Origin of the sequence: Paenibacillus kribbensis (assembly GCF_001705305.1) — a bacterium.
In the GTDB taxonomy this organism is placed as follows: Bacteria; Bacillota; Bacilli; order Paenibacillales; family Paenibacillaceae; genus Paenibacillus; species Paenibacillus kribbensis_B.
Genome location: NZ_MCBP01000012.1, coordinates 166,537 through 179,609, shown reverse-complemented (window position 1 = coordinate 179,609; position 13,073 = coordinate 166,537). Strand labels below are relative to the sequence as shown.

Here is a 13,073-nt window from a genome sequence, read left to right as displayed (position 1 = left end):
CATCAATCGGATGATTCAGCTTGAGACTCCAGCCGCCGTTCAATCGCTTGAGACATGGTTTTGTCGGTTAGGTGGGCATAGACTTCAGTCGTTTCTGTCGAAGCGTGCCCGAGCTGTTCCTTGGTTTTGTAGATATCATTTTGCAAATAATAGTCGGTGGCAAACGAATGGCGGAGCTTGTGAACGGTTAGGTAAGGCTTGCCGAACCGTTTGGCGTACTTGATGATCATCGCCTGGATCGCTCTTTTGGTCATCCGTTTGCCCTCCGTGCTGCCGTTGGGTCGTGCTACAAAGAGAGCTTTTTCTTTTTTTGGAGCACGGTAACGGGTATGTCTTAGTGACAAATAGAGTACAAGATCATCCTTGGATTGCTCGCGGAAATACACCGGTGTTTTAAACGTTTCATCGTTATTGCCTTTGCGGTACACATATAGTAATTTATTGTTTAGATCCAGATCATCCATGTTCAGATTGACGATTTCGGACACGCGCAGACCTGAGTTCAGAATGAGACTGGCGATGCAGGCATCCCGTTCCTTATTCAGCTCATAGGAGTATAGCGCCTGCTTATTGTCGGCCAGATCGTGTCCATAGCCTTCATAAATATAGCCGATAAATTCAAGCAGCTCTTCCTCTTCCAATATTTTTCCCTTGAGCTTGGCGGCTGTATCCTTGGGTTTATGTATGCGCTTGATTTCCACCTTGGCCATAATGTTGCGTTTGAGCAACGGGTAAAAATTTTCATCCTCAGCGATCTGACTTAAATAATGAAAGAGGGAACGAAGAGACGATAGCTTGCGTGAAATCGTAATGCGGGAGTTGGAGCCTTCGCGCTTAGTGGACAGGAACAAACGAAAACCTGTAATGCTGTCCATATGAAGTGTCTCCAATTCTTCCAGCGTAACTTGGGCGTTCGTTTCTCCGGCAGACAAGCCTTCCGAGCGAAGCCATGAAAAAAAAGCTTCATAATCCCGTACATATTCCAGAAGGGTAGAGGGGGATAGGTCGGGAAGCTTGTAATCCATAAATTGCTGTACGTACCACGGTAGACCCGGCATTTTTTCATCCAGTTTGCGCCGGTCGATGATCTTTTGTATATTCATTGGGTTTCACCTCGTCCGGTCATAATATATATGTATTTTAACATATTTTGAACAGCACTGGATGGGATGTAATCCAAGTAAAGAATGCACGGAACCGCCAAGAGGGGTGAAAGTATGGGGTATAATATCAAATCCGAACTTAAGTTGTCCATAAAAAGTGTACCAGAGTCGCAGAAGGACATAATTGTGCAGCTCATGCAATTTTATTTATATGATTTTACAGCCTATCTTCGAATTGATGTTACTGAGAATGGTACATTCCCGGCTTACCCGGATTTGTATCAGTACTGGACGAGCGGTGAACAAAAGCTGCCTTTTTTAATATGGAGACAGAATATTCCTGTGGGCTTCGCGCTGGTTGACCGAATGTCCAGCAATCGGGAGGCTGACTACTATATGGCTGAGTTTTTTGTGCTTCGCCCTTATCGGCATAATGGCGTTGGAACTTGGGCGGCTCATGAGCTGTTTGGACGTTTTGCCGGGCGTTGGAAGGTGACACAGATGAGCACGAATAGACCGGCACAATCCTTTTGGCGCAAGGTGATTGATCGCTATACGAATGGGGATTACAGGGAACAGACACATCCCGTACGAGGGAATATAAGTCAGTTTTTCAATACATGAAAAATTCACAATAATATACTATGAACAAAAAAAGAGTCGAGGCGATGATCCAGTCGGCTCTTTTTTTGTTGTCAATTCAAGTCTTCTATCCATCCATAGATCATTCCAATTAGAACCTGCATTGACACTATAAAAATGCAGGTATACAGTTATTTGTATAATTCATATATAACTCATTGGAATTATCAACAATGAAACATCGGCCTCAAAAATGCAATGCATTCATACATTACCCCTAAGATTGGAGAGTGTTTTCAGGTGAAGCGAACAAGTCAATATGCAAAGATGGTTACCCTAACTCTGTCACTGGTGCTGGTATTGTCGGCATGCTCGGGCAATGGCGGAGCCAGTTCCACAAATACCGGGATGAATGCAGCGGGAGGGGGGCAAACCGCAGAAGGTGGCGATCTGACCTATGCGCTGGCGACATCGCCGGATTCTTTGGACCCGCATAAGAGTGGCTTGGCGGTAGCATCCCGAGTGTATCGGGCATTGTACGATAATTTGGTCGTAAAGCTTCCGGACAATACAATCAAGCCTTGGCTGGCGACCGAATGGAGCATTTCAGAGGATGGCAAAAGCTATACTTTCAAGCTGCGTAAGGACGTCAAGTTCCACGACGGGACTCCTTTCAATGCGGAAGCCGTCAAATTTAGCTATGATCGGATTATTGATCCGCAAGCCGTAGTCGGTAATGCCGCTAACTTGCTGGCCCCGTATGAATCCTCGCAAGTGATTGACGAATATACCATTAAGCTGAATCTGAAACGACCATCACGAGCATTTTTGAGCAATTTAACGATTCCGGCAGTAGCCATTGTTTCTCCTGCAGGAGTTAAGAAATATGGGGATCAATTCGGCAAGCATCCGGTGGGCACAGGCCCGTTCAAGTTTGTAAAATGGGACGAAAATGCGGAAATCAAAATTGAGCGCAACCCGGATTACAAATGGGCACCGGAAACCATTGAGAACAAGGGAGCCCCGTATTTGGACAGCGTAACCTTTAAAATCGTGCCGGAGGAAGCGACCCGGATCGGCAGTGTACAGAGTGGACAGACGCTGGCTGCAGAAACCGTCCCGCCGCAAAATATTTTAACATTGAAGAGCGACCCTAATTTTCAATTGCTGCAGGTCAATACACTGGGCTTACCGTACACGCTGTTCATCAACCAGAAGAAGGCGCCGTGGAATGAATTGAAGGCCAGACAGGCATTGCAATATGGCATTGATGTGGGAACCATTGTCAAAACGCTTTACCTGGGAACGTATGAGCAGGCTTGGTCGTCACTTACTCCGGGAATTTTTGGATATGACAAATCACTGGAAAACGGCTTGCAGCCGGATGTTAACAAGGCCAATCAGTTACTGGATGAACTGGGCTGGGTAAGAGGTGCGGATGGCTTTCGAATGAAGGATGGAAAACGTCTGACCCTGCATTATGTAGATGGCACGCCGAATCGTGAAAAGCGCAACGACATTGCAGCCATTATTCAGCAACAGCTTAAGAAAATCGGGGTTGATGTGAAGATTGAAATTACCAAGGATGTGTCAACGGTTGTATTTACGAACGGCAACTATGATTTTTACGGAAATAGTCAGGTTAATGTGGACCCGAACGCCCTGTATGCCTTTTACCACACAGCGGCTCCAAATCAGCGGCCTACACTTCCTAACTTCTCTAACCCGGAGGTTGATAAGCTATTGGAGCAGGGTGCTGTTGAAAAGGATGATGCCAAGCGGGAGGAGATATACAAAAAGGTGCAACAATTCATCCGCGATCAGGCAGTCATCATTCCGGTTTACGTATTTCCTTATACGGTTGGAGCTGCCAAGTCCGTACAAGGTCTTACATTTGATTTAGTCGGTTATCCGCTGTTTAACGATGTGCGTATTCAAAAATAAGCTTTCTATATGGGCTCTGGGAACATTCCAGACAGAAAGGAGCATGTACGTCATGGTTAGAGCAGTTGTGGGGCGATTTGTTACCTCTCTCTTGGTTATTTTGGGTTCCTGTATCCTGGTGTTCACCATTTTATATTTGCTTCCGGGGGACCCGGTGGATTCCATTTTGGACCCCTCGACAGCTACACCAGAGATGATCGCCAATTTGCGTCATAAGTTGGGAGTGGATCAGCCTTTTCATGTTCAGTTTTTGAGCTATTTTGGAAAGCTGCTGCAAGGCGATTTTGGAAAATCACTACTGAATGCCGATCCGGTGCTGCCTAAAATATGGGTCAATCTTCCACCTACCCTGGCGCTGACGCTTGCCGGTTCTGCTGTCTCGGTCATTATCGGTGTACTGCTCGGAGTGCTGTCGGCCATGCATCGGAATAAAGCAATTGATATAATCGCACGGATGGTCGGGCTGTTCGGTATTTCCATGCCTACATTCTGGTCTGGTATTTTGCTGCTGCTCATTTTCTCCATTCACTTGGGGTGGTTGCCTGCGATGGGCTCGGACGGCTGGAAAACGCTCGTGCTTCCGGCTCTTACGCTGGGCATTGTTGGAGCAGGGTTTATTGTCAGAATGGTGCGTAACAGCATGCTGGAGGTCATTCATGAGCAGTTTATCGTCACACTCCGCTCCAAGGGCTTATCAGAGAGGGTTATTATGTATCGTCATGCACTGCGTAATGCGTTAATTCCAGCGATAACGATGATTGGGATGCTGATGGGGGAAATGCTGGCTGGAGCGGTTGTAAGCGAGACGGTATTTTCACGGCAAGGCATCGGGCGTTTGATTGCGGATGCCATTATGGCTAAGGATTTGCCGGTTGTGCAGGGAGTTGTGTTATTTTCTGCCATCATGTATGTCATTGTAAATCTACTGGTGGACATATCTTACACATTTATTGATCCAAGGGTCAGACGTTCGGCGTAAGTCGGCAGGAATCAGGGAGGAGGAAGGCTAATGAGAGAAACGATGGCGGCGAAAACAGTCTGGAAGCAAAAGCAGGAACGGCTCGTTCCGCACACGGGAAGACTGCGTTTCGGAGGAATATCGGACGTATTCGCCTATGCGGCCGGCTTGATTATTATATTTGTGATCGCCTGTGCGGCGTTTCCGCAATGGATTACTTCATATGCACCAACAGAAATGTTAAGCGATCAGATTTTACAGGGTCCTAGTACTGCTCACTGGTTCGGAACGGACTATTTTGGGCGCGACGTATTCAGTCTGGTCGTTCATGGAAGTCGGGATTCCCTATGGATCGGTTTTATGTCGGTGCTCGTAGGTGGTTTGGCCGGTGGAATCATTGGGGCATGGTCAGGCTACATCGGCGGCATAGTCGATACGGTGCTCATGCGCTGTATTGATATTTTGATGACTATTCCAGGCATTTTGCTGGCATTGGCGATTGCCGCGGCTCTCGGGCCGAGCCTGTCTAATATCGTGCTGGCGGTAGCCATATCTGCTGTTCCCGGTTATGCAAGAGTGATGCGGGGACAGATTATGAGTATAAAAGAACGTTCTTACGTAACGGCTTCACGTTCCATCGGAGTTACACCTTTCGGTATTTTTTGGCGACATGTGCTCCCTAATTCCCTGTCCCCACTGCTTGTGATGGCGACGCTGGGAATCGGCAGTTCTATTTTGGCCGGATCGGGACTAAGCTTTCTGGGACTAGGGACAGTTAAGGAAATTCCAGATTGGGGAACGCTGCTTTCTCAAGGGCGAGGGTATTTGACAGTGGCATGGTGGATATGCACCTTTCCTGGCCTGGCCATTACATTATTCGTACTGTCGGTCAATATTTTGGGTGACAAGCTGAGGGACCGGCTGGACCCCAAAAAGAATATAAATTAGCCTTCAGGAAGGTTATTCGTGCTAGAGAAGGAGGGAGTAAGGTTGTCATTGCTGGAGATAGAACATCTGTCAGTCGATTTTCACACTTCAAAAGGTTTACTGCAGGCGCTCGATAACGTATCGCTGACCATCGGGGTGGGAGAGACGGTCTGCCTCGTCGGTGAATCCGGCAGTGGAAAAACGATTACCTCCAAGGCGATTATGCGGTTAATCGATTATGAGAACGGACGAATTGCCCAAGGGCACATTCGCTTGAAGGGAATTGATTTGACCGCTTTGTCGCAGCAGGAATTACGATCACTTCGCGGTAAAAAGATGGCGATGGTTTTTCAGGAGCCGATGGCGGCGTTTGATCCGGTATATACCATTGGATATCAGCTGATGGAAATCATCATGGAGCATGACCGGAAGTCACGAAAGCAGGCATGGGCTCATGCGGTTCATTTGCTGAGCAGGGTAGGAATTCCTGAGCCGGAAATCCGTATGAAGCAGTATCCCGGAGAGCTGTCCGGTGGAATGCTGCAGCGGGCGATGATTGCGATGGCGCTGTCATGCGGTCCGGAGCTGCTGATTGCCGATGAGCCGACAACAGCGTTGGATGTAACGATTCAATCGCAAATTTTACAGCTGCTTCAGGAACTAAAGGCAGAATTCAATATGTCGATTTTGTTGATTACGCATGATTTGGGCATTGCGGCTGAGGTCGCGGATCGTATCGTCGTGATGTACGCCGGGCGCGTTGTGGAGCAGGCGGCAACGAAGGAGCTGTTTGAGCAGCCGCTGCATCCGTATACAAGAGGCTTGCTTCGTTCGGTAGCAACATTGGATACAGACCGAAGCAGCAAGCTGTTTTCAATCCCGGGGGCGATTCCGAGCCTGAGTGCGCTGCCGTCCGGTTGCTTATTCCACCCGCGCTGCCCATATGCAACGGATCAATGCAAAAATGAAGCGCCGCCGTTGTCTATTCAGGATGGACGCGAGGTAGCTTGCTGGCATTTCGAGGAATTGGCTGCGTCGGGTGATTGGCAAATTTCAGGGGAAACGGCTGAAGAGCAGTCTTCGGGTGCTGATGTTGAAGACGCGGCAAAAGTGACGTACATATCTTCTGCCGACAAAGTAGGGACAAGCAGTATCAGCTTACAGGCAAGGGAGTCTGCAACATCTAATGGAACAGGTACGGCTACCTGGCTGAAGAGGCAGGATTTGTTCCGGGTGGATGGACTTCATAAATATTACCCAGTGAAAAAAAGCTTCCTCGGTCGGAATGGTGCTTCCATTCGCGCGGTGGATGATGTATCGTTTTCGATCCGTCAGGGAGAGACCTTTGGATTGGTCGGTGAATCCGGCAGTGGAAAGTCAACCTTGGGTCGGCTGCTGATGCAGCTCGAACGGGCGACCTCCGGGCAGGTATGGTTTCAAAATCGGGAGTTGACTCGTTTAGGAACCTCTGAATTACGATCCGTTCGCCGTGATATACAGATGATTTTTCAAGACCCCTACGGGTCACTTGATCCACGGTGGAATGTGGGAGATATCATCGGGGAGCCACTTAAGGTTCATGAAGGGTTGAGTGGCAAGGCTAAGCAGGAACGGGTTGAGGAGCTGCTGAGCGCAGTTGGATTATCCCCCTCGCTGCTTACGCGTTTTCCGCATGAATTTTCGGGAGGTCAGCGTCAGCGGATTGCCATTGCCCGTGCGATTGCGCTGCGACCCCAATTTATTTTGGCAGACGAGGCAGTGTCCGCTCTGGATGTTTCCGTGCAGGCGCAGATTGTTAATCTGCTCCAGGATTTGCAGCGTAAGCTGAAAACGACCTATTTGTTTATTGCGCACGGATTACACATTGTCCGACATATTTCGGATCGAATTGGGGTTATGTACTTGGGAAAGCTCGTAGAAATTGCGCCTAGTGAGGAGCTATTCAGGCACCCGGTTCATCCGTATACCCGAGGACTTGTTGCTTCCATTCCCAATCCCAATCCGAAAATTCGACGGGAGCTGATTACGATACAAGGCGAGATTTCTTCGCCTGCGAAGCCACCGTCCGGCTGCCGTTTTCATACCCGCTGCCCGCTGGCGACTTCGCGCTGTCGTGAGGAATCCCCGGAGCTGACAGCGATCAGTACAGGACATTATGCTGCTTGTCATTATCCGGCTTGAACAAAAGAACTGACTCTGGTCTGATCGACTGATTGGCACGATAGGAGATTATTCCAGCAATCCGTGTTAAGCTATAGATAGAATCATATCAAATCAATAGGAAAAGAGGGTATTATGCTTGAAAAATGGTTTCAGGAACTGAAAGACAGCGAACAGGAGTTAATTGCGTGGAGAAGACATCTGCACCAGCATCCCGAGCTTTCTTTTGAGGAAACGAAAACATCTGCATTTATCGCCGATCAATTGCGCTCTTTTGGTATTGAGGTAAGAACGAATGTGGGCGGGAACGGTGTGCTCGGATTTTTAGAAGGTGGCCAGCCGGGTAGAACGATTGCGTTCCGTGCTGATTTTGATGCGCTTCCCATTCAGGATGAAAAGGATACGCCTTATAAATCGACTGTTCCCGGTGTTATGCATGCATGCGGACATGATGGTCATACGGCCGCCCTTCTGGGAGTGGCCCGCGTATTGAGTCATAATCGTAGTGCGTTGAAGGGGAAGCTTGTGTTTATTTTTCAACATGCAGAAGAAAAACCGCCGGGCGGAGCCAAATTTATGATTGAGGATGGTTGTCTCGATGGGGTGGAAGCGGTATATGGAATTCACCTCTCCTCTGAAATTCCTTTCGGTAAAATCGGTTTAAAGAGTGGTCCGGCAATGGCGGCTGTTGATGCTTTTACGATCCAGATCAATGGCAGAGGCGGACATGGTGCGCGCCCGCATCAGACGGTGGATTCGATCGTAATTGGCAGTCAAATTGTCAACGGATTGCAGCAGGTGGTCAGTCGCAGGGTGGACCCTATAGAGTCAGCCGTGCTGACAATAGGCGTGTTTCAAGCGGGAACTGCCTTCAATGTGATTGCGGACAAGGCAAAAATTGAAGGAACCGTGCGTACGTTCAATAAAGAAGTGCGCAAGGAAATCGAAAATGAAATCCGCAGTATCGTCAAGGGGCTGTCGGAAGCCTATCACGCCGGATACGAAATTGACTATCTGAACGGCTATCCAGCTTTGGTGAATGCTGAAGCCGAAACTGAACGTGTGCGGGAGCTTGTCGGCAGGTTGTACGGAGCAGACGCTTTTCTGGATTTGAAGCCTGTCATGGGGGCAGAGGACTTTGCTTATTATTTGGAGCATCGACCGGGAGCCTTCATCCATGTTGGTGCCCGTAATGAGGATGAACGAACCCATTATGCCCATCACCATCCTCATTTTGATTTCGATGAGCGTGCTCTGCTGGTGGCGGGCAGCATTTTTTTAGCATTGGCGCTTGAGTATATGTAATAATATGGAATTAATTGAATTCAGCCGGGGTATCAGCTACGGCCGAGAATCGCTTAAACCGCGCTATGCGCGGTTTTTTTGCATTTATCGAGGAATTTTGACATATGCAAAAACAAGAAATTTAAATGATTATTTCAATATATGAAAAATTATAAATAGAGAAAAATAGGTGGAATAAGCGGTAAATGGGGCGATTTAGCAGGAGTAAAAGTACATAAATTATATAGGTAATATTACATATTCTTGAATTTTTACACAAGGAAATAGGAGAAAAATGACGAATGTATTGAATGAGATGCACAATGTAAGCCCTTATTTGGAAAGGAAAGGCTTCTTTGGTGACTTCTTTTTACTATTTCATCGCATGATTGGAGGTGCAGTCGGAAGAAGTCAGTTTGAGTTGTGGGCTGAAACGAGATGAAACGGAGGATCGAATTGGCTAATTTTTGACAACAAGTATGAAGTATGTTCAAACGAAAAGGGAGGATGGCATTCATTGAAAAAGGCAAAAAGCAAATTGGGCGTTGCGTGTCTGGCGCTCATGATCGCAGGAGCTTCCTGGCCGGGGATAGCAGCGCAGGTGCATGCGGCACCAACAAGCGATGAGTACAGCTGGAAGAGTGTAGTTACAGGCGGAGGCGGCGGGTTTGTGCCCGGTATTATTTTTAATGAAAAGGAAAAGGATCTGATATATGCCCGTACGGATATCGGAGGGGCTTACCGCTGGGATGCTGCCAAAGAGAGCTGGATTCCGCTGACGGATTCCGTCGGCTGGGATGACTGGAACAAAAATGGGGTAGACGCGCTGGCCACCGACCCTGTCGATCCCAATCGGGTATATATTGCCACAGGTACGTATACCAATTCCTGGGACAAGGAAAATGGGCAAATTATGCGTTCGACCGACCGGGGCAATACGTGGAAGACAACCAAGCTTCCTTTTAAGGTCGGGGGGAACATGCCAGGACGTTCGATGGGTGAACGGCTGACGATTGACCCGAATAAGAACAATATTTTATTCTTCGGGGCACGCAGCGGCAACGGTTTGTGGAGAAGCGATGATTACGGGGTGACCTGGAGCAAGGTGGCCAGCTTCCCGAATCCCGGGGACTTCGTGCAAGACCCTTCAAATGAGTATACAAGTGATAACATAGGCTTGGCCTGGATTACGTTTGATAAAAAAACAGGCTCTTCCGACAAAGCGACTCAGACGATTTATGTGGGTGTAGCCGATAAGAAGGAAAGTGTGTACCGCAGTACGGACGGCGGGAAGACCTGGTCTGCTGTAGCGGGACAACCAACAGGTTATTTGCCGCATCATGGCGTTTTGTCCTCGGACGGAAATTTGTACATTACGTATAGTGATGGAGCCGGTCCTTATGACGGGACAAAGGGCGAAGTGTGGAAATTGAATACCGCGAGCGGGCAGTGGACCAACATAAGTCCTGTCGCCAGTAGCAGTTCGGACAATTATTTTGGATATGGCGGATTGGCAGTAGATGCGCAGAAGCCGGGTACTCTGATGGTGTCTACGTTGAATTCCTGGTGGCCGGATGCACTTATTTATCGCAGCACAGACAGCGGGGCAACCTGGAGCCCTATTTGGGAATTCGAATATTATCCAAATCGCAAGCTGAGATACAATCAGGATATCACAGCCGCGCCTTGGCTGACCTTTAATACGATTCCTGCCCCGCCCGAGGTTTCTCCGAAGCTTGGCTGGATGATCGGAGATCTGGAGATTGACCCATTCAATTCAGATCGTATGATGTATGGTACGGGGGCTACAATTTATGGCTCCAAAAATCTGACCAACTGGGATAAAGGCGGAAAGATTGACATTTCGGTGGCAGCCAAGGGGATAGAGGAAACGGCCATTCTGGATCTGGTGAGTCCTCCAAGCGGTGCCCCTTTGGTGAGCGGAGTCGGTGATGTCTCCGGCTTTAGACATGACGACTTGTTCAAGGCTCCAGCTAAAATGCTGGATAATCCAACCTTTACAAGCAGCGAAAGCATAGATTATTCAGAGTCAAATCCCGGCTTTATGGCACGGGTTGGCAAGGCGGATTACAAAAAAGATCCAAATGCCAAATCCATCGGATTCTCCCATGATGGCGGAGCGAACTGGTATAAAGCCAACAGCGAGCCTTCCGGAACTGCAGGAGGAGGCAGCATTGCCGTAGCTGCTGATGGCAACAGCTTGCTCTGGAGCACATCTGACAAAGGAGTATTTTACTCCAAGACATCCGGTAATTCGTGGACAGCGAGCACAGGTGTTCCGGCAAATGCCAAGATCGCGTCTGACCGGGTGAACCCGAACAAATACTACGCATTTGCGGCTGGAAAAGTATATACGAGCACCGATGGAGGGGCTTCCTTCAAGGCTTCTGCGGCAACTGGATTGCCAAACCAAGGCAATGCGGATATCGGTGCTGTCCGTGGTGTGGAAGGAGAAGTGTGGTTGGCCGGGGGCTCCGAGGATGGAGGACCGTACGGCTTGTGGCATTCCAAGGATTCCGGCGTCACTTTCACCAAGCTGGATAATGTTGAGCAAGCAGACTTTGTCGGCTTCGGCAAAGCGGCTCCGAACCGGACAAATGCAGCCGTATTCATCGTCGGCAAAATCGATGGTGTACGTGGATTTTACCGTTCGGATGATAGCGGCGCGAACTGGGTGCGCATTAATGATGACGAACATCAGTATGCACGGGTGACGACGATTATCGGCGACCCACGGGTATATGGACGGGCGTATCTGGGAACCAATGGACGGGGAATTCTCGTGGCGGACCGCTTGAGCGGCGAAGAGCCTCCGGCTCAGTCCACGATTACTCCTACGGCTGCAACCTATGGGCCGGACGACAGCTATGCTGATATTTCTGTCAAACTTACACTGAATGGCAATACGCTGGATGAAATCCAGCAGGGCAGCACGGTTTTAAAGAAAGGTGAGGATTATAAACTCGACGGCGAAAAGGCAACCCTTTCCAGTAAGTATTTGTCCACACTCCCAAAAGGAGACACATCATTGACGTTCCATTTCAATACAGGTGGCGATGCTCAATTTATCGTTACAGTGAAGGACAACACACCTAGTGACCCGGGAACTGATCCAGGGACGGACCCAGGTACTGATCCGGGAACCGATCCAGGAACAGACCCAGGCACTGATCCCGGTACTGATCCGGGTACTGACCCAGGGACTGAGCCTGGAACAGAGCAGGGCGTTCTGAAGGTACAGGCATACAACGGCAGTTTGATGGATACAACAAATACAATTAATCCTAGAATTAAAATCTTTAACACAGGCACTTCCCGCGTTTCATTAGCGGATGTGACGCTGCGCTATTACTTTACCATAAACGGGGAGAAAGACCTGAATTTCTTCACGGATTGGTCTAACTACGGCGCATCCAATGTATTCGCCAGCTTTAAGAAAATATCCAATCCAAAAGCAGGAGCGGATACTTACGCGGAAATCGGCTTTAAATCTACAGCAGGTTATTTAGAGCCTGGTCAAAGTGTCGAGGTGCAAACCCGGATATCCAAGGTGGATTGGACCAACTATTCACAGCTCGATGATTATTCCTTTGACAGTGCCTCAAGCAGCATGAAGGATTCAAGCAAAATAACCGCTTATTTATCTGGCAGCAAACAGTGGGGAATTGAACCGTAAATCTAGTTAGACATATTAGAGGCACACAAGGCTAGTTTTTCAGCAATAAGCCTTGCAAGTCCTGCAACTGTTTAAAGTTCGCAATGAAGCCGGCCACTCTGTATGAGTGAGCTGGCTTTTTGCGGTCCAGCCATTATTGCAGGCTTCGGACGGTAAACATTTTGGAGCATGTACAGCTTTTGAACGAGGCAAAATAAGAAAGTGTCAAGCTAGCCTTACCAATGTAAAAAGAGACGGTTGCAGATTTCTGTAATAACTATTTCACTATATGAAAAATTCAGAATAGAAAAATCATCTCTTGTTGCCTCATATCTCCATAAAACACACATCCACCATAAGAAAAAGAGAGAGAAGAACAGAACATACGTTCTTTATTTAGTGAAAAAAGAAACGCCCTCGTTCGAAAAGGCGTTTAAAC

The 13,073-nt window shown here is 48.3% G+C and carries 8 protein-coding genes; 7 read left to right on the top strand and 1 reads right to left on the bottom strand.

Annotated features, from left to right (window positions below; translation table 11 throughout):
• Nucleotides 1-2: 2 nt before the first annotated feature.
• Entirely contained in the window at nucleotides 3-1,103 is a 1,101-nt protein-coding gene (gene xerS, locus BAZ21_RS20450) for a tyrosine recombinase XerS (protein WP_068504618.1), read from the bottom strand.
• A 114-nt stretch (nucleotides 1,104-1,217) separates the two neighbouring features.
• Here xerS and BAZ21_RS20445 point away from each other — a divergent pair, with 114 nt between their 5' ends.
• The 7 genes from BAZ21_RS20445 to BAZ21_RS20415 all read left to right on the top strand — a co-directional run bounded on the left by BAZ21_RS20445 (nucleotide 1,218) and on the right by BAZ21_RS20415 (nucleotide 12,655).
• Nucleotides 1,218-1,727 (top strand): GNAT family N-acetyltransferase, encoded by a 510-nt coding sequence (locus BAZ21_RS20445; protein ID WP_068504616.1) that lies wholly within the window; start codon nucleotides 1,218-1,220, stop codon nucleotides 1,725-1,727.
• Nucleotides 1,728-2,012: 285 nt separating this feature from the next.
• A complete protein-coding gene (locus tag BAZ21_RS20440) occupies nucleotides 2,013-3,629 on the top strand; it encodes an ABC transporter substrate-binding protein (RefSeq protein ID WP_084011791.1) in 1,617 nt (538 codons plus the stop codon).
• A gap of 52 nt (nucleotides 3,630-3,681) precedes the next feature.
• Nucleotides 3,682-4,608, top strand: a complete 927-nt coding sequence (locus BAZ21_RS20435) for an ABC transporter permease (RefSeq protein WP_068504612.1) — start codon at nucleotides 3,682-3,684, stop codon at nucleotides 4,606-4,608.
• Between the two features lie 30 nt (nucleotides 4,609-4,638).
• Entirely contained in the window at nucleotides 4,639-5,535 is an 897-nt protein-coding gene (locus tag BAZ21_RS20430) for an ABC transporter permease (protein ID WP_068504610.1), read from the top strand.
• 42 nt (nucleotides 5,536-5,577) lie between these two features.
• Nucleotides 5,578-7,695, top strand: coding sequence for an ABC transporter ATP-binding protein (locus BAZ21_RS20425; protein ID WP_068504608.1), 2,118 nt, complete (start codon nucleotides 5,578-5,580; stop codon nucleotides 7,693-7,695).
• Between the two features lie 114 nt (nucleotides 7,696-7,809).
• A complete protein-coding gene (locus tag BAZ21_RS20420; RefSeq protein ID WP_068504606.1) occupies nucleotides 7,810-8,979 on the top strand; it encodes a M20 metallopeptidase family protein in 1,170 nt (389 codons plus the stop codon).
• A gap of 496 nt (nucleotides 8,980-9,475) precedes the next feature.
• A complete protein-coding gene (locus BAZ21_RS20415) occupies nucleotides 9,476-12,655 on the top strand; it encodes a X2-like carbohydrate binding domain-containing protein (protein ID WP_068504604.1) in 3,180 nt (1,059 codons plus the stop codon).
• Nucleotides 12,656-13,073: the final 418 nt, after the last annotated feature.

Bases quoted from the DNA above. Each gene is read 5' to 3' on its own strand.
- xerS (WP_068504618.1), bottom strand. From the start codon at position 1,103: ATGAATATACAAAAGATCATCGACCGGCGCAAACTGGATGAAAAAATG.
- BAZ21_RS20445 (WP_068504616.1), top strand. From the start codon at position 1,218: ATGGGGTATAATATCAAATCCGAACTTAAGTTGTCCATAAAAAGTGTA.
- BAZ21_RS20440 (WP_084011791.1), top strand. From the start codon at position 2,013: ATGGTTACCCTAACTCTGTCACTGGTGCTGGTATTGTCGGCATGCTCG.
- BAZ21_RS20435 (WP_068504612.1), top strand. From the start codon at position 3,682: ATGGTTAGAGCAGTTGTGGGGCGATTTGTTACCTCTCTCTTGGTTATT.
- BAZ21_RS20430 (WP_068504610.1), top strand. From the start codon at position 4,639: ATGAGAGAAACGATGGCGGCGAAAACAGTCTGGAAGCAAAAGCAGGAA.
- BAZ21_RS20420 (WP_068504606.1), top strand. From the start codon at position 7,810: ATGCTTGAAAAATGGTTTCAGGAACTGAAAGACAGCGAACAGGAGTTA.